Genomic DNA, 17,550 nt, shown 5'->3' with positions numbered 1-17,550 from the left:
AAAAGATTATGCCCAGCTTTACAGGTTAGGTTGTCAGGTCGCCTCAGGCGCCACCGCTGCCCAGTCCCGGGTTTCAATCAATTCTCTGGCGACCTTCGGAATGAGCTTGCGGACCGCAGAAACGGCCGCAGAACGCTCATCTTTCGGATTTACAGCAAGCACCACGGAGCGGGTAATCACCGGATCGACGATCTTGACAGTCCGGACCAGCCCTTGGGAGGCTTCTTTCTGAACCGCAGACGGGGCGAGAATAGAATGCGCTTTTCCCTCTACGACCATGTTGATGATCGTTGAGAGGGAGTCCACTTCAAACTTGACGTCCAGCGCGCAACCGTGTTGTGCGACGACATCAGCCACCGAACGCCTGACATTGTTGTTGCGCATGGGAACCGCCAGGGGGAATGCATGCAGGTCGGCCAGAGATATCGCATCTTCAAACGGTGGCTCGCCGGACGGAACCACCAGACAAAGGTCTTCGCGCGCTAGCACCGTCATTCGCCCCACACTGTCTGCGGTGCGGTACAGAACCGCCAGATTGAAGCGTCCAGCGGCCATCCACTCCTCCAACGGTCCCGTCATGCCCTCGACCATCTTGAGGGAAACCTTGGGCAGTTCGTTTCTCACCGCCTCAAGCAGCGGACCGCTCAGGACGCGAGCAGCTCCAGACGGAATGCCAATAGTCACCTCCCCGGCAGGGGAAGCGGCCGTGTTGGTCAATTCCACCTCGGTAAGTCGAATTTCTTTGAGAATCGCCCGCGCCCGCTCGAGCAGTTTGGCTCCTGACGCCGTCACGCTCACGCCGGTCCTGTCGCGTATCAGCAGCTGAGTGCCGAAGCCTTCCTCCAGTTGACGCACATGCAGGCTCAGCGCACTCTGGGCGACATTCAGAAAGCCAGCGGCCTTCGTGAAACTGCCTGCTTCGACCACGCCAACGAAGTATCTTAACTGCCTGATTTCCACGGGTACTCTTCCGAGGGCGGACTGCAATTGACGTAATCTATCTTGAAATGTGATGGCGCGACAGCAATAATTGTGCCGAGCTGCTGACGCTTGCTGTCGTCGTCCCAGTCTTGTTGATCAACCCGCTGAGGACTCAAACGGCCAACTCGGCGCCCGGATCCGTCGCGATGATTTCTCGGGCCCTTCGAATAACCGGTGGATCGACCATCTTTCCGTCCAATGCGAACGCGCCTCTGCCTTGCGCCGTCGCATCTTTTTCCGCCGCGAGGACACGACGGGCCCATTCGAGTTCCTGTGGGCTTGGCGAAAAAGCCTCATTGAATATCGCAACCTGGTTTGGATGGATCGCTAAAGCTCCGGCAAAGCCAAGCCGCCGCGCATGCGCCGCGGCTTCACGAAGTCTATCATTGTCTGAGAACTCGCCGATACTTCCTACGAAGCCAAGCGGTAGCAAGCCTGCGGCGCGAGCGGCAAACAGGACAGAAAGGTTCGGTGTCAAAAGAAGGTCGAGTTCCGGGGCTCCGCCAACAGAGGCACTGAAGTCTTCAGGGCCAAGGGCCATTGCAATCATCCTGGGATGGGCCGACGCAATGGCTGAGAGACTTTGCAATGCGCCAGGAGTCTCTATTTGGGCAACGAATCGAATGCGTCCCTGGGCAAGATTTCTTTCTCGTTCAAGTTCCGAAACCGCATTCGCGATCTCTGATACCCACTCTGCCGAAGCCGTCTTCGGAAGAACAAGTGCATCAACACCCGCAATCACGGCTGAATCGAGATCTGCCGCCAAGGCGCGCAAACCACGATTCACGCGAACTAAAACATATGCGCCCTTGCGGCCCACCTTTGTCACGGACGCAGAAAGCTGCCTTCGTGACTCATCTTTTTGATCCTGGGGAACGGAGTCCTCGAGGTCGAGTATGATGCCATCTGCCCCGCGCTCATGAGCGGCCCCCACAAAACGCGGAACATGAGAAGGAACGAAGAGCAGAGATCTCCAGCGGGGAACAGAAATCGGGCTGTCAAGGGCCGGGACGGTGTGCTTCATAATGTCGCCTCTGCGGTCATTTTAGCGCGGGCGGTGTCAGTGAGCTTGCTGGCCGGCCGTGGCTCTGGGAGGGACCAGGAGTTGGCACGTACTCTGTAGATCGGGATCGCGTCCCTTGCCCGACAACAGGCACGCTCATGCTGACGCGGCGTTTGCGCCCAAGCCTGCCCGAACCTCCTCGCGGACAGCCTCCGTATGCGCACCAAGAGCCGGAACTGGGCGGAGCGAGAGGCGCTCAGAGTTGAAGATCGCTGCCGGAGCTATGGTCTCTACAGTTCCTTCAGGGGTGCCAACCTCAACCCTGCGAACGTGAGGATGCCTTGAAATATCCGCCACTTCGTTCAGTCGCCCATACGCCAAACCGGCCGCCTCAAGCTCCTGCATTGCTTCGTGACTGGACAGTTCGGAAAACCGTCTTTCAACGATCTCATCAAGTTGCTCACGGTGACCCAGGCGCTCCATGTTGTCGGCGAAACCAAGTGCGCGAGTGAGCTCAGGCTGCTTTAGGAATAGCTCGCAGAAATTCACCCATTCCCGGTCATTCTGGACGGAGAAGATGACCTCTTTGCCATCGGAGCAGCGATACGCGCCATACGGCGCCAGTGAGGGGTGTTTGACGCCCGCGCGTACCGTCTGATAACTGCTGTAGTCGTGCTGAAGAACCGGCACATTCATCCAGTCTGCGACGGCATCGAACAGGGACACCTTAATGCTAGCCCCCTTGCCAGTGACCTCGCGATGATACAGCGCCTGGAGTATGGCGCTATGTGCTGTCATACCTGCCGAGATATCGCAAACCGACACCCCTACCCTGGCGGGGCCCTGTTGCGTACCGGTGATCGCACACAGACCAGTTTCGGCTTGGACGATGAGATCATAGGCCTTGAGATGGGAAAATGCGCCCCCCTCCCCAAAGCCTGAAATGTCGCAGGTTATCAGCCGCGGAAAGCGTCGGCGAACATCGGCAGACCCGAAGCCCAGTTTCTCGATGCTGCCCGGCTTCAGATTCTGGATAAAGACGTCGGCGGCAGCAACAAGAGAGTCCAGCACGGCACGGTCCGCCTCCAACCTCAAGTCCAGGCAAACGGACTCCTTACCCCGGTTCAGCCAGACGAAATAGGCGCTTTGTCCCCGCACCAACTTATCGTAATTCCGCGCGAAGTCTCCCTCAGGCCTCTCAACCTTGATCACCCGGGCGCCAGCATCCGCAAGGCGAGACGATGCATATGGTGCAGCAACGGCCTGCTCCACAGCAACGACGGTGATCCCCTCAAGGCAGTTCTGCATGGCACACCGCGCTAGTCATCCAACATTTTCGTTTTGAGCCCGACGACGATTCAGCATCGCCAGCAACCGGTTCTGTTCATTCCCAACGATCGAGAATGCCTCGTCGACGCCCATTCCAGGCTTTGCAAGCATCATGTCGGCCTGAGTCGCCACCGATATGTGGACCGATGTCCGGGCAGAGAGATCAGTCTCGGTGCAGCTACCCCCGACATACGCACCTACCCCGTTCTCTTTGCACAGGAGCACGGCACGCGCCGTGTCAGCCAATGAGCCAACATCGGGCGTCTTGATTTGAATGAGATGCGCGGCTCTCGCTTCGGCAAAGAGCCGAATATCATCAAGCGTGTTGCACCTCTCATCGACGACAATTCCAGCACTGGAATTTCGGCTGTCCAAAATGGATACGATCTTGGCGTAGTTCTCAATTTGAGCTTGCGTCGAACCAAAGTCCGCCGGGGACTCGATGTTGATCGTAAAATCCGGAACGGTATCGACAACCCTGCAGATAAAATCGGCGATCCGTTGCGGCTCCAGGCCGATCTCCTGACCGATCCAACCATACACATCAAAATGCAGCACCGGGTGATAACCCGGGCGGCCGATTTGCCGCGTACGCGTTGCAACCCACGTCACGAACTCCATGAAGGTCTGGCCGCCGTCACCGAATTTCTGCCGTGAGTTGATTAGCCCGTGGGGAAGCACATCCACCGCCTTCAGAATCATCTTGTCCACGTTAATTTCGCGAGCATCGCCGCTTTGGCAGTAAATCGGGACCCTTCGCGTCGGGAGCGGCAAATTAAATTCGGCACATATGACCTCTGCCATCGTCTTTCGACGAAGTTGGGCCACCGCTCGGAGCAACGCTTGGCTGACGCCATACTCAACCGCGAGGGGCAGCCGTTTATGTTCGTGAGGTTCGAATACGTGGGCGCATGCTTCCAGGTAGCGAGACGCATCAACATCGAGAAGCCGCGGTGCAACGACGCGTGACGTCAAATCGCAAATTTGATCGGCGTCGAACAGCGAATCGCGTCCGCCAGCACCAGAGTATTGGACGCCCATCATGTCGCCCCAGACAACACTGTCATCGGACAGGACAAGCCCAATGCTGAGCGACGATGCTGGATGCCGAATGAAATCGAAACCAGGCGTTATCGGTTCGCCGACATACAAAAAGCCGTCCTGCACCGCGCCGGACCGAATGGCGGCCTGATCGTCATAGAAAAATGCGCCATTGCCAGGCGCGACAAGAACGTCTTTGATCTGCACTTTATTCGCTCTATTCATCGGACGACGTTGACGGCGGATGCAGTTCGATCCGCGGCGCTAAGTATGCGCCACTTGGCATTGCGTTCGCCAATATAATGTCGCGGGCAGTACCATCGCGTTTTGAGATGGCCGGTGCCTGCCATACTGAAATTGCCGTCGCACTAACCTCCATGCGGAGACCAATCTGAACACGGATCGTTTGAGCCGAGACGAAGCTTCCGTCCCGTGAGCGTGACTGGCATGTCTTATTGGCGGAAGATTCCCATGGTCGCAAGCTCACTCAGGTCAGTTGCTGCGTGGAGTGTGGTCCGCCTCATAATTCCCTCGAATCCGCTTAGAGTTTGCATGTCGCGAAGATGAACTCCGAGCTCTCATTGACCCGAAAGTTCGTTCCATTCCGGAGGCTCGCCGCGACGCCCGCTCCGCCCAATTCGGAAGTCGCACTCGTTCGAGGTGTCCGAAGACACACTGCGCGGCGCTTCCGCCGAAGTACCCATGGACAAAGTTCAGGCTCAATGTGAGCACCGCAGCCAGGCCACGGTGCCCACGCGACGTCGACGCCTTTAAAGGAGGCCCGTGAACGGATAGCGCACCAACCCCTCGACGAAAAACTGAACCATTGAAGTAAAGCAAAGACTGGTATTTGGGTCGCCTGCTGAAACGGCGTGGGCGTAAGGCGGCAGATCGCCGCACTCCAGCAGCAACATCCCAATGTCGGGACGCTCCGTTTGTAGCGCAACCGCGGCATTAACCACGTCCGCCTGGCTACCGGCGACGTCCAAATCTGTCGTCGCTGTAACACAACAATGCCCAAACACTGGGGGGTCCTCAAGTCCGGCGATGACAATCCTAGGGCCGATATCGGGTCGCAACCAACGTGTCCTCAGTGAGTGCTGACTTGGTTGCCACAATGATGCCGAGCGCCTTGTTTGCAGGAAGCATCTTTTCTAGAAACGGAGCGAGTAGAAGGCTGGACAGGAACACCGGCACGTCCACCGCCTTGCTGGAAACGAATTGCGTACCCACAGTTGGCGGTGATTAATTGAGCACCTTCACTCACGAGCTCGCGAGCCGTCTGCACCACAGCGGCCGTTGTCCGCGTCGGACCCAAAGATCACCTCATCGTTGAGTCCGGACACAGTTTTGTAGCGCAACGGGACGCTCCAAGTTGTCGCATTGCCAGTCATCCCGGGAATGTAAGGGCGGATGCCAGGTTAGGCATACGGTCGGTCAGAATTATTCCAAGAGGGGCACCGTGAAAAGCCAACATCGGTTTCACCGAGGAGGGCCATGGCTTGCCGCTGGCAGGGTAGGAACCGATCATTGCGTATTACCTCTTTAGTTCGTCCTGAATAACGGCTTCAGGCACAGGTTTCAGGTTTGGCCAGACCAGCAGACTCGCTCTCGCCGATTCTCTGGTCGGTCGCGCCGGACGGTCATTCACGTTCTCGAACTGGAGACCAGCCTAACCATTCGCATGGATCATGTGATGGTTTTGCGCCAAACTGCGTCACTTTCTGAACTGGCATTACAAAAAGCGGCGAGGTTTATGAGCGGTGCTCAGGCGCCGCTTTAGAACAAAGTCTATCAAGAACGAGGACGCGCTTTACCGGTGTTCTGAGTCCTCAGCCGCCCGGCGCAAAGACCGATGAACAATGTGCTGTCCGAGCGCCCCATGTTCAGGGATGTCATCGGCCGGGTGACAGGCCTAGTCGGTCGCGGTCGAGTAGTTCAGCCATTCGGCTTTCGCCCTCACAGATTCCGGGCGGCGGATTTCCCGCATCAAATGTGTTCCAGCACAAGTGCCGCACGTACGGATCTGGCCGGGGGGCGATGGGTAACCATCGTCCCTACCGGGACCTCAAAGCCGACTGCCCGCGGCGATCCCGCCATAGGTGAAGGCGCTATAGATCGAGATCGTGCGTCCGACGATCCAGCGCGGACTTGCCATTTGCACATCGACGCCAAGCCCCGACCATGCCGTTACTCAGCCCGCGCCTCCGGCGGCAAGGCTGAACGTTGCGATGGCGAGCGAAGACGTAAGGGAAAGGGAGAACTGGCATATCGCGCAAGCGATGCAGGCAAGCACCACGAGCGATTCCTGATTGAGCGTTCGCCCGAGCCGCGGGTTCATGAGCCCGGCCAGAAGAGCACCAGCGCCAAAGCCGCCCATCATGATGCCGAAGCGGATCGGTCCGCCTTTCACGAGGTGGCTACGAGTGGCAGCAGCGCCAGAGTGGAGGTGGCTGCAAACCCGAACAGCGTCCCGCGCACAATCGTAGACTCGATTTCCGAGGTATCGCGGTGAAGCGCAGACCGTCGTGGATGGCCATCCTGAGCACTTCGCGCGGAGCGATGAGGTTCGAACATTCCAGTTATGGCGCCAAGGCGGTGATGGGGGCGACAAAGCCAAGCGTGGTCAGCGCGAAAGTAACGGGCGGCCCAAACGCGGCGACAATAGTCCCGCCAAGCGCGGGACCGACACTACGAACCGTGTTGAACCCGACATTGAGGAGGGTATCGAGACGCAGCATATCGCGCAAGCAATCGAAGCAATTGCCATCAGCCATTCCTGGGGCAACAATTTCCGCAAGACACGATTGCTTAGTCCGGCGATGCACGCGCCAGTGCCGAATCCAGCGAACAGAACACCATAGACGATCGGTCCGCCCGCCAAACGGTCGCGGGCGACGAGTGGCTGAAGCGCGAGAATGGAGATGGCGGCAAGGCCAAAGTGCGTCGCACGGATGAGTACGGCCCTGATGTCGAAAGAGAGGGCAGTGAAGCGCAGTCCGTCGTGGATGGCCGTCATCATCCGCTCACGAGGCAGCGGAGAGGAACGCACGTGCCATTTGTTGCGCCATACCGCGCCAAGAGGCGACAGATTGCTGAACGCCGTAAAGACGAAAGCGGCGAACGGACTGAAAAACGCCAGGATTGCGCCGCCCAGCGCCGGTCCTACGGTGCGTTGAGGGTTCGGCCAGGAAGCCGAGTCCAAGGATGAGCCACGGACTGACAAAACCGAAGCCAGCCGCCATTGCCAACACAATCGATGCGAGCGCGACCATCGACAGGCCAGCGATCATCACCGATGGCGGCTGAAATTATCGGCAATGGCTCCCGCAATGATCGAAAGGATGAACGCCGGTAATGTTGTCGAAGCCTGCACCAGCGCACCCATCAGATCGGAAGCCGAAATCGTGGCCATGAGCCAAACTGATGGCGACCGTTTGCACGAGCCATCCAAGGTTGGCAACCTGAGTGGAGCCCCAGATCGCACCGAATGCCGCGGTTCGCGGCGGAGCGAAAGTCGATGGGGTTGGTTGGGCTGGATCTTTGCGCTGCAGTTCTGTGACTTTCAAGTCTCCAACTCCATTACTGCGAAGCCGCAGGATATCTGATTCCGCGCTACTGATTTCCGTGTGGTTCAAGCCACGCGGGCAAAGTCGCAATGGCCTACCCGCATCCCTGCATAGCGTTACAAGTATCCCCTTGCCGGGATATCGAAGATCACCTCGACCACCCCACGCCAATCAAAAAGAAGAGGGGATAAGCTTCACGACATTCATGATGATCATGAGAGCCCCCCCGGGTCTGCTCGTGACTGCGCAGCGATCTCGGCCATCATCTTCACCAGATTGGCCATGAACTCGTCGTCTAAAGCGCTCGCGTTCTCAAGCACGCTGAAGTAAACGACGACGGTGCAGGTGTCAGGATTCGCCAGCATATACTGGCCGCCGTAACCGCCGTGGCCGAGCCACGTCCCGTCGGTATTCGTTTGGCCGCTATAGCGCATCCAGTCGCGCGGTTTCTGCAGGGCAGGACCGGGATTACGGCGCGTCTCTTCGATGAAGGTGGCATCGCCCACACGGCGGCCGTCGATGCCTTCGCCCTTGCGCGCGAAAAGCAGGCCGTAGCGCGCGAGATCGCGGGCAGAGAGGCAACCACCGCCGCTGACCAGCGGCACGCCTTCGCGGTCGCAACTGATATGGAAGCACCCCTCAAGGCCCGCAGCCTCGACGATCTCGATCAGCAAGTCGCGCAAAGACCGGCCGCTGACACGTTCAATGATCCAGCCGAGCACATCGGTGTTGGTAGACTTGTAGAGCGCCTCTCCCATGCGATTCGTCAAGTCACCGCCGGTGATGCCGCAGATGTAGGATCGGATCGTCCCTTCCTTCTTACCATTCAGCGGAAGGCGCCAGCCGACAGCGGACTCCCAGTTGTAGGCCGACGAGTTCGGGTTGGTGTAGCCTTCGATGAAGTCGTTGGCGACATCCATGTCGGCGACCGCTTTGACGGTCGCCTCGGCATAGCCCGTACCGATCTCTGACAGGTATGCGCCTACTCGCTCGTCAAGATTGACAAGACCGTCGGCTACCGCGCGGCCGAGCATCAGGTTGAGCGTCGTCTTAGTAATGGACATGATTGGATGCGGTTTCTGGGGGCCGAAGTCAGGCGCATAGGCTTCGTAGAGGATGCGATCGTCTCGCACCACAATGAAGGCCGAAAAATGTGGCATAGCGAGATGGCGTGCGACGTCTGGCCGGTCGCCGATGGTCCAGTCGACCTCCTTCCTGAGTGGCAAGAAGGAGGGCGCGCGTATTGAAAAGCCATAGCGCATCGTGGTGTGGAGGTTGTGAAAACAACTGCGGCGGTGGTCGGGCACGTTCCAGCGCGGCTTGTTGTTGAACAGGGTGACGAGGTCCGGATTGGCGATCGAGGGTACTGTCATAGGGGGAGCCATTCTAAACTGAAAATTAAGTCCCAATTGCCTCGTACGGTCGGCGACCTGTCTGAGGATGCGACGTCGGCGGTAGCCCTGTAATTCCGGTCTCACCCGAATCAGGTCCGCTTTGCGCGGCGCTGAACGCCGGTTGTTCTTGGTGCGCCAAAACAATAAGGCGTCTATTATCGAAGGATCTGGCTGTGGACCCGGTGAGATAGGTTATGTGTGGATTTTCGGTACGATCAGAGCACACATTACGCTTCGCCATCTCCGCCCTAACAGCAGCGAGCCGGCGTAGGTATTCTGTTCAAGGAAATACTTGCGGTGCTTTTTCGACCGGCATTACATCGCGATGATTACAGAAGTGAGTGGGTTGAGTTAGGGATCGCAAGTCCAACTGAAACATAGTGAACGCCACCCATTCTGCGATGTGCGACGCGCGGACCCTTCCCCATTGAATTGGGTCAATAATTGAATGAACTATAACATTTCCAGTTTAGGCGCAAGTGCAAACTTTTGGCTGTCTGTGCAGCGCGTACAGAACGCCACCCGACAAAAACAGGAAGAAAATAATAAAACGCTGCACACGAACGAGGCATGATGAAACCTATTTGACCGACTACAGAGCCCCATGCGTTCACGGCCGCAACCCTTTCGTCGCCGATGTTCACACCATTTAAAGCGGCCAAAAGATACCATTCACGTGGGGTTCCGACAGAGCTTTGGCGCTGTGGTCGGCCCCAGACGAGCATGTGAACAGATTCGCATGATCGCGTCCGGCGCGGACGCCGCTACGATTGCCGCCGTCATCAGGCAGTGAAGGCACAGTCCGTGTTCGTGCCGTCGGGAGCGGTAAAGGGTCGCCACGCGGCCTGTCGATTTCCGTAATTGGACTAACCCACTCCGCGAATGCGGAGCGGCAAGGAGGGTGAGTGCCGCCGGCGTGGTCTTGATCGGTCAGTCTGTCGCGCTGGTCATGTGTCCACAACGAGCTCCGACTGCATCAGCATGGTGTGGCTGCTTGCAGCCCCCTCCATCGGACAAAGGAGCTTGTCATGACCCCAACTTCGCCAGCGCATGAGCGAAGACATGGGTGCGCAACTTCGCGCTCAACACCCAACTTTCGTACCTTCAGCAGGTGTCGCTGTTGCGTGTGACTTCGCAAGTCGCCGGACTTGCTCGGGCGCGAGGACATTCGGACCTATCAGGTCTATCACACCAACGAGAATAAGCTGTCGCCCGGCTCGATCCACACCGCCATTGCGGCGCTGCGGTTTCTTTACAAGGTGACGCTCGAAAGGGATTGGGCGTGAAGAGGTCCTGCCGCTTCCCAAGAAGCCACAGAAGCTGCCGATCGTCCTCAGTCCCGACGAAGTTCAGCGGTTCCTCGGTTGCGTCCTCGACCTCAAACAGCCGTCGCGGTAACCTGCTGGGTGCTGCGGGCGAGATTGCGTTCGGCAACCACGTGTTCGAGTAGGAACCGCCGGGTCTAGGGCCAAGGAGCGCCTCGTCTGCATTGGGCATCTCCATGGCGTAATGCTCGAAGCGCGCGCTGGCCTCACGCAGAAGGTCCGGGGTTAGGGTTACGTATCGCTGCGTGCCCGAGATGTTGTGGCCAAGGTAGGTGGAGAGCTTGGGCAGAAGCCGTTGGACGTCGGCGCCTTGGCGATACCAGGAGAGGAGGCGGTGAACTGGAAAACTATGGCGTTAATTCGAGCTCGGAATTAGAGGCATTGGACTAACCCGCTCCGCAATTGCGGAGCGGGTTAGTCCAATGTGTGAAATGTGTCGAGCACATTTGATGCGGGAAATCCGCCCGCCCGGATCTGTGATGGTGAAAGCCGAGCTCCTCGACCGCGACCCAGGAAACAACAACTGTGGGGTTTGTCGAGTTCACGACGCGGTGATGTTCGGCCTGCACCCTGCCGCACGCTCATTTAAGCCGTTGCCTTGTATGCAGAAAATCATTTCTGACCGCTTTCTACGCAGTTGGCACGGTTTTTGGGAACTTCCTCATTGGCAGGGAGGCAAGGCACGTCCCCTCCTACTCGGCAAACAACTACCGAGGTTGCCTACACCGACACGCATTGGGGAGTTATGATCAGATGAATGCTTTTCCGTTCGGCAATAGGATGATCTCAGACCAGTTGATCCGAGCGGAGAATCGGCCATCCGGCTTTGATTATCTTCGGTTATTTCTTTCAATTGGCGTCTTGTTGACCCATAGCATAGACATATGCTACGGATGGCATGCATCTTTGGTCATATGGCTGTGGCGTGGTCCGCTGCACCCAATGTTCTATTTTATCGTTCCAAGCTTCTTTGCCCTGAGTGGATTCCTAGTCGCCGGAAGCCTGGAACGTAACACCATTCCAGCGTTTCTGACCCTCAGATTTATCCGAATTTTTCCAGCCCTCTGCGTTGAAGTGCTAATTTCCGCCCTGTTCTTGGGCACGCTCTTAACGTCGCTCTCTCTAAGGGATTATTTTTCCCATCCAGAATTCTGGCGCTACCTCGGCAATATAGTAGGGTGGGTGCACTTTGACCTTCCCGGTGTCTTCGAGAACGATCTCCCCCGAACCGTGTGAACGGATCACTTTGGACTGTTCCCTTTGAACTGGATTGCTATATTGCAATTGCAGCTTTGGGAATAGCTGGTCTCGCCAAGAGACCAATCCTTTTCACGAGCGCAGCCATCGTTGCTATGCTCGCGCTTTCCGCAAAGGGAGCCTTCACTAGTTTCTTTATCCTTGGCGGCAACCACCCAGGCGGAGTGCTAATCCTATCGTTTCTATTCGGAGCGGCAATCTATCTCGTCCGGAAGACATTGCCGTTCTCGCTTCCGCTGTTCGTTCTGAGCTTCACGCTGTCCTTAGTGTTCTTCTACTTCGCGGCGACGTTTTACCTCGCGACACCATTCGTCGCCTACTCAACAGCATACATCGGGCTACTCAATCCGAGGCGAATGCTTCTGGTACGCGGCGCCGACTATTCATATGGCATCTACCTCTACGGCTACCCCTTCCAACAGGCAGCCTTTCAATTGCTTCCAGGGGGCACATTCTGGCTTTTGAACATCGTCTATGCCGTCCTCTCTTCAGGCGCAGCTGCGTATCTCTCCTGGACTTTTGTCGAGAAAAGGGTTTTGGAGCGGCGCGCGGCCGCGCTGCTGCGCGTCGCAAAATCCATGGAGTGGCTTCGCTTGTTTTTCACGGCGTGTGCGAACGCCCTTGGTAGGGGCATCCGGTAGGGCAAGACGTCGGCGAGCCAAGCCTGCGGATCGATGTCGTTGAGCTTGCCGTTTTATATCGCCGAACTATGCGGACAGGCTCGCTCCACCCAGGATTTGCATAGCGCCGGACGCCCTGCCAGCAGACAGCGCTGTATGGACGTTCGGCCCTAACAGGCCAGGCCGGACGCCAGAGGCCCGTTGCCCCATCTAGTCTTAGTCTAGGTGCAAAAAATTGAGTGCTTACCCAGTTTATCTGTCCAGGAACGATTATGTGCCCGCAGCCTGTTGATCCAACCGTTCTCAATGACGGCGGGACACATAACGGTCAGAGACGGCGAAACGTTGTAACAGGTCCTTCAATTAAATTTACAGAATCTTTGCGGCCGCAGCCCGGTTAGAGTGATATCTTCACTGCAAAGTCTAGGGTCAGACACGGCTAAAAAAGCTGGTGCCCTGTTCACGCCTCAGCCGCCACACAGCATGCAACGGAGGGCACAGCCAATGGCAAGAAGAGCGCTCATCCTGGTTGAAGGCCATAGGAGTATTGGTCTGCTATACGTGAAAGCTGCCCAGCGTCTTGGCCTTTATCCAATTACCCTGTCGGCTGATCCAACTCAGCACGATTATCTTACGGCGGAAGCAATCCGTGTCGATACAGACAATCTCGATGCGCTGATCCACGAATGTTCCCGGCTGCGTGCGACCTATGACATTGCTGGCATTACTGGCTTTTCGGGTCTCGACGAGTCTGTTTATGCGACGGTCGGCGAGCTCTGTCGGTATTTCGATCTACCGGGTCCAAACCCCGCGTCGATCGAACGGTGCTACGACAAATTCACTCAACGTGAGCTCCTCGCGGAGGCTGGTGTTCCAATACCTGCTTATCGCTTGGCAACGAATGCGACGGATGTAGAAAACTCTGCCGCGGAGATCGGCCTGCCGATGATTGTTAAGCCAGCCGTAGGCAGCGGCAGCAGCGGTGTCCGGTTGTGCCGCACTCTCGACGAGTTGGCCGAACATTCGACCTTCCTGTTGGATGGGAAGCACATATGGAGGTCTGCGCCGAAGATACTAACAGAAGAATTCGCACAGGGCCCTTTTTATAGCGCTAATATAATGGGAAATGAAGTCATTGCGATTGGTGCCGCTGACTTCGGCCCACCTCCGCATTTCGTCTTTCATGAAACGATTTTTCCGGCCCCCCTAACTGATGACGAGTATGAGCACATCGCCGATATTTCGCTGTGCTGTTTGCAAGCTCTCGGCCTTAGCTGGGGGCCAACGAGCATCGAATTCCGGTGGACGAAGCGTGGACCAGTGGTGATTGAAGTCAATCCGCGACTTGCCGGTGGGGCCAGCCCTCGGCTGGTTCAGCTGTCTTACGGTGTCAACCTCATCACCGAGCACATCAAGCTTGTCATCGGCGAGGAATGGGATTTGCGCAGAAGGCATTCAAACACGGCGGCTGTGCGGCACCTAATTCCTGATTGCGATGGCACCCTCGATTGGATCGACGGCGGCGATCGGGCGGCTGCAGTGCCAGGTATCGCCGACGTGAAATTTCATATTCAACCCAAGACCCCGATCGTCAGGAGAGGCGATTACACAGACAGTCTCGGATATGTCATCGCCGCTTCACCCAGCCTTTCTCGGACCCAGGAGATACTTCAGCACGCCGTCGACTTGATCGATTGGTCGATCACACCGTTTTAACTGCCAAGCGATACAGACCCAAGTTGCGGGTTGGGATGACCCACATAGCTTTCATCCGCGGCGATTAGAGTCCGGTCCCTTTTTGCTCCGATACCATTCTCTGTACCGCAGGAAGGCATTGTTTTCCGGCGGGCGGGCGGCGCCATCGGGATTGAGCGACGAGATCGGGGCCTTGAACCGCCGTTTCATCAGGGACGGCACATTGCCACGCCGATCAGGTAATTGCGGATGGCATTGCCCGTAGCCTCGACGACAACCTCATCCGTCCGTCGCAAACTGCGGCCGAAGCCTTCCAGTCCCGAGCGGGTCATGTCGACCCGTCCGTGATGGCGCAGCCGGCCGTTTTGCCAAACCACCACGTCCGCAAAGGTGCGGTGGATGTCCATTCCAATCACACGTCTCATCGGCTTCCTCTCCTCAAACAGTCGGGAGCCGGCGGGCGACGCGACACCTACGGATCCGCGCTCTCGGCGCAACCGGGCAGGTCGCAGGGGCGGCCAGCTACTAGCGCGAGCCCGCAGCTCATCGAATACATCGGCCTACCCGCACTTGGCGTGCTCCCGGTGCCCCTGTCCCGGATGGTCGCACCAGACGCCGAAAATCGCTCATCTCCAGAGGGGGATCGGATGGCACCGTCATGATCATACCGGTTACTAACCGAAAAATCAGTGCCCCCGATGGCGCGTGTCACCTAACTGGCCGGATCGAAGGCTCGTGACAAAGCCAACAGCTCCCGAAGTGACCGACGGCATATCAACTGGTCATTGCGCGAAAGCGGTGTAGGCGCGGCGACGCAGGACCAGCAACAGGCCTATTCCTCGCACGAGCTGAAAACTGTAAAAAGCAGCCCAGAGGCCGTGGTTGCCGAACATCTGGCCGAATGCGAACAAAGCAGCGATAAAGGCTGCGAAGGATATGAGGATCATATTGCGCACGTCGAGCCACCAAGTTGCGCCCACGAAGATGCCGGTCATCTGGACGGCCAGCACGCCGCAGGGTGCCGCGAAGGCCGCCCAAGGAAGATAGAGAGCCGCCTCGGCTCGCACGTCCGCTGCCTTTGTTATGGCGCCAATGAGCTGTTCGCCGAATGCGAAGATCACAAGGCTCGCAAGGCCCGCGAGCGCGAATCCCCAGCCCGCAGTCAGCCTGACGGCTCGCGAGAAAGCCGGCTGATAACATGCGCCAACGGCCCGCCCGGCGAGCTGTTCGGCGGCCCCGCCAAACCCGTCAAGCAAATAGCCCGACACCAGGAATATATGCATCAGCACCGCATTCGCGGCGAGGGTCAACGTACCAAGCTGGGCGCCCTGCCTCGTGAACAGCATGTAGACTCCCGCGACCATGCAGGAAGGAGTTATAATGTTACCGCTGAGTTGAAGTATCCGCCATATTGCCATCATGTTGAACATGTGCTGGCGCGACATTTTCGGCATCGCACGAAAGCGCCCGAGGAGGATTATCATCCCGGCGATCATGGCAATGGCCTGGCTGAAGACGGTTCCCCAGGCGACGCCTGCAACACCCCATCCGAGACAAAGACCTAGAAAGATAGAGAGCGCGACATTCGTCCCGTTCAGGAGAAGTTGCAGGAGAAGTCCGAGGGCTGAATTGCCGCGACCTAGGAAATAACCGAGAACGGTATAGTTAATCAGGGCGGCAGACGCCGCAATAAGGCGGATGCGGATGTAGAGATCCATCGCGGCAGTCACAGGCTGTCCCGCGTTCATGAACCATTCACCAACCGCGGCAATCAACGGCGAAAACAAGACCAGGGCCATACCGGAAATCGCGGCGATGACAAACGCCCGCCAGAAGACCGCCCTCTCTTCTAGAGCGTCGTTCCTCCCGAAAGCCTGGGCGACTAGCGCGGTCGTACCGGAGCGCAAGAAACTGAAGGTTGCGAAGACGATGTCGAAGAGCACCGCCCCGGATGCAACACCTCCAACCAAAGCTGCATCGCCGAATCGGCCGACTACGGCCGTATCGACGAGGCCGAGCAGCGGCGTCGTGAGGTATGCGAGTGTCATCGGAATGGCGATTGCCAGAACCTGCCGATTGGTTACCCGGAACGGCCTGGAGCCTCGGATTGGCGCTTTCTGTTCCATGTTCGGCTCCTGTTGGATCGATTGCAGGGTTTTGATTACCGGCGGTGTGGCATAAAGCGCCGACTCGCGACCAATCTCGGGCTTTTTTGGCCGCGCCTGACCTCTGACACGAGGTGAACGTACGATTGTCGGCGATTGGCCGCTGCAAAGATCCCGCAAATTTATTTGAAGGTTTCTTGAAACGAGGACGGGCACTTGGGTCAGAGACAGAATGCCGAGACAGGTGGGAAAAGCCCTGCTCTGGATGCGGCCGGTCGCGATCAGTCCTTGCGACGTCCACTTGCCTATATCGCCGCAATCGGCAAGAGGCGGCCGGATGAAATCGGGCGGCGTTTGCGGGCACGGTCGCTTCCCGTTCAGCAGACCGAAAGCGCCATCAACTGCGCCGTCCTCAACCATATGCTTGCCTGCGCGCGCCCGAAATCCGCCCGCCGCAAGGCAGCGGCGTAGTCTGCCGGTTCAAAAATCGCCATCCGCTCAAAGTCCGGTTCAATGCACCAACGCCACTTGCGGATGAACTATGAGTTACCTGAGTCCAGCTCATGTTAGGACGTCCTTCAGCGCGATGTATTGACTCAAAGTGACGTAATACTCTCTTGCGTGTGTTTCATCGTTCATGAAACGCCTCATCCGTCATCTCCATCAGCGGATCGAGCAGGAACTCGATCACCCGGCGGTTCCCGGTCCTGATGTCCGCCGTCACCGACATGCCGGGCCGTCAAAACGACATCATTGCCCTCGACACGGATCAAGCTTTCGTTGAGCGTCATGCGCACAGGAAACACCGGCGGCATCGCGCGCAGCTTCTTCCCCGGCCGCTGGCGCCTGCGGCGCGCCGGAAGGGATGGCGTCGTTGGACACAGTCAGAACCTTGCCCTTCAAAGTGCCGTATTTGGTGAAGGGGAAAGCTTCGAGCTTGACCCGAACATCCTGCCCTTCGTGCACAAAACCCTTGTCGCGGTTTAGCAGCATCGCCTCGCTTTCGAGCGCCGTGCCATCCGGCACGATCACCATCAGCCGCTGGCCGGTCTGCACCACTTCGCCCGGTGTGTTGACCTCCACTTGCTGCACGCGGCCGGCTACCGGCGATTTGAGCAGGCTGGCGCGCTCGAACAGCTCGGCCTTGGCTAGGTCCTGCTGCAGCACGCCGATCGAGCGGTCGATCTCGACCAGCTCGGTGGCGATCTTGTCGAGATAGGCCTCGCGGCGG

Annotated in this window: 11 protein-coding genes and 4 pseudogenes; 4 read left to right on the top strand and 11 right to left on the bottom strand. The window is 57.8% G+C overall.

Going from position 1 to position 17,550, the window contains the following annotated elements; all coding sequences use genetic code 11:
- Nucleotides 1-33: 33 nt before the first annotated feature.
- The 8 genes and pseudogenes from EOA79_RS03885 to EOA79_RS03845 form a co-directional block, all read right to left on the bottom strand.
- Entirely contained in the window at nucleotides 34-960 is a 927-nt protein-coding gene (locus tag EOA79_RS03885) for a LysR family transcriptional regulator (RefSeq protein WP_128292872.1), read from the bottom strand.
- A gap of 133 nt (nucleotides 961-1,093) precedes the next feature.
- A complete protein-coding gene (locus tag EOA79_RS03880) occupies nucleotides 1,094-2,005 on the bottom strand; it encodes a CoA ester lyase (protein ID WP_127215531.1) in 912 nt (303 codons plus the stop codon).
- Between the two features lie 135 nt (nucleotides 2,006-2,140).
- Nucleotides 2,141-3,292 (bottom strand): CaiB/BaiF CoA-transferase family protein, encoded by a 1,152-nt coding sequence (locus EOA79_RS03875; protein WP_127215532.1) that lies wholly within the window; start codon nucleotides 3,290-3,292, stop codon nucleotides 2,141-2,143.
- Nucleotides 3,293-3,307: 15 nt separating this feature from the next.
- Nucleotides 3,308-4,561: a methylaspartate ammonia-lyase gene (locus EOA79_RS03870; protein ID WP_127215533.1), complete on the bottom strand. Its 1,254-nt coding sequence runs from the start codon at nucleotides 4,559-4,561 to the stop codon at nucleotides 3,308-3,310.
- A 1,861-nt stretch (nucleotides 4,562-6,422) separates the two neighbouring features.
- Nucleotides 6,423-6,734 (bottom strand): annotated as a pseudogene (locus tag EOA79_RS32625) (MFS transporter).
- Between the two features lie 202 nt (nucleotides 6,735-6,936).
- The gene (locus EOA79_RS33415) at nucleotides 6,937-7,095 is read right to left on the bottom strand and encodes an MFS transporter (protein ID WP_245457060.1); all 159 of its coding nucleotides are present in this window, start codon (nucleotides 7,093-7,095) and stop codon (nucleotides 6,937-6,939) included.
- Nucleotides 7,080-7,908 (bottom strand): annotated as a pseudogene (locus EOA79_RS03850) (MFS transporter); the annotation flags it as partial. The pseudogene EOA79_RS03850 and the gene EOA79_RS33415, both read right to left, overlap by 16 nt.
- A gap of 227 nt (nucleotides 7,909-8,135) precedes the next feature.
- The gene (locus tag EOA79_RS03845; protein ID WP_127215537.1) at nucleotides 8,136-9,461 is read right to left on the bottom strand and encodes a serine hydrolase; all 1,326 of its coding nucleotides are present in this window, start codon (nucleotides 9,459-9,461) and stop codon (nucleotides 8,136-8,138) included.
- Nucleotides 9,462-10,345: 884 nt separating this feature from the next.
- On the opposite strand from EOA79_RS03845, the pseudogene EOA79_RS03840 reads away from it, so the two are divergent.
- From EOA79_RS03840 to EOA79_RS03825, 3 genes and pseudogenes are all read left to right on the top strand, one after another.
- Nucleotides 10,346-10,723 (top strand): annotated as a pseudogene (locus EOA79_RS03840) (site-specific integrase); the annotation flags it as partial.
- A gap of 1,151 nt (nucleotides 10,724-11,874) precedes the next feature.
- Nucleotides 11,875-12,540 carry a hypothetical protein gene (locus EOA79_RS03830; RefSeq protein WP_127215538.1) on the top strand — a complete coding sequence of 222 codons (666 nt, stop codon included), beginning with the start codon at nucleotides 11,875-11,877 and terminating at the stop codon, nucleotides 12,538-12,540.
- A 483-nt stretch (nucleotides 12,541-13,023) separates the two neighbouring features.
- Complete coding sequence (locus EOA79_RS03825; RefSeq protein ID WP_127215539.1) at nucleotides 13,024-14,235, top strand: acetyl-CoA carboxylase biotin carboxylase subunit family protein; 1,212 nt, start codon at nucleotides 13,024-13,026, stop codon at nucleotides 14,233-14,235.
- Between the two features lie 188 nt (nucleotides 14,236-14,423).
- Here the strand turns inward: EOA79_RS03825 and EOA79_RS03820 are convergent, their stop codons facing one another.
- Nucleotides 14,424-14,621 (bottom strand): hypothetical protein, encoded by a 198-nt coding sequence (locus tag EOA79_RS03820; RefSeq protein WP_245489837.1) that lies wholly within the window; start codon nucleotides 14,619-14,621, stop codon nucleotides 14,424-14,426.
- Between the two features lie 375 nt (nucleotides 14,622-14,996).
- A complete protein-coding gene (locus tag EOA79_RS03815; protein ID WP_127215540.1) occupies nucleotides 14,997-16,340 on the bottom strand; it encodes an MATE family efflux transporter in 1,344 nt (447 codons plus the stop codon).
- A gap of 321 nt (nucleotides 16,341-16,661) precedes the next feature.
- Between EOA79_RS03815 and EOA79_RS03810 the strand changes: the two are divergent.
- Nucleotides 16,662-16,790, top strand: a pseudogene (locus tag EOA79_RS03810) (IS5/IS1182 family transposase); the annotation flags it as partial.
- Nucleotides 16,791-17,069: 279 nt separating this feature from the next.
- Here the strand turns inward: EOA79_RS03810 and EOA79_RS03805 are convergent.
- A partial coding sequence (locus tag EOA79_RS03805; RefSeq protein ID WP_206639228.1) for an HlyD family efflux transporter periplasmic adaptor subunit occupies nucleotides 17,070-17,550 on the bottom strand: 481 nt, incomplete at its 5' end.

Origin of the sequence: Mesorhizobium sp. M1A.F.Ca.IN.020.03.2.1, from assembly GCF_004023205.1 — a bacterium.
In the GTDB taxonomy this organism is placed as follows: domain Bacteria; phylum Pseudomonadota; class Alphaproteobacteria; order Rhizobiales; family Rhizobiaceae; genus Mesorhizobium.
This window is presented reverse-complemented; position numbering and strand designations above follow the sequence as displayed.

Excerpts from the sequence above, each read along its gene's own strand:
- EOA79_RS03815 (WP_127215540.1), bottom strand. The coding sequence starts at position 16,340 with ATGGAACAGAAAGCGCCAATCCGAGGCTCCAGGCCGTTCCGGGTAACC.
- EOA79_RS03820 (WP_245489837.1), bottom strand. The coding sequence starts at position 14,621 with ATGGACATCCACCGCACCTTTGCGGACGTGGTGGTTTGGCAAAACGGC.
- EOA79_RS03880 (WP_127215531.1), bottom strand. The coding sequence starts at position 2,005 with ATGAAGCACACCGTCCCGGCCCTTGACAGCCCGATTTCTGTTCCCCGC.
- EOA79_RS33415 (WP_245457060.1), bottom strand. The coding sequence starts at position 7,095 with ATGCTGCGTCTCGATACCCTCCTCAATGTCGGGTTCAACACGGTTCGT.
- EOA79_RS03875 (WP_127215532.1), bottom strand. The coding sequence starts at position 3,292 with ATGCAGAACTGCCTTGAGGGGATCACCGTCGTTGCTGTGGAGCAGGCC.
- EOA79_RS03825 (WP_127215539.1), top strand. The coding sequence starts at position 13,024 with ATGGCAAGAAGAGCGCTCATCCTGGTTGAAGGCCATAGGAGTATTGGT.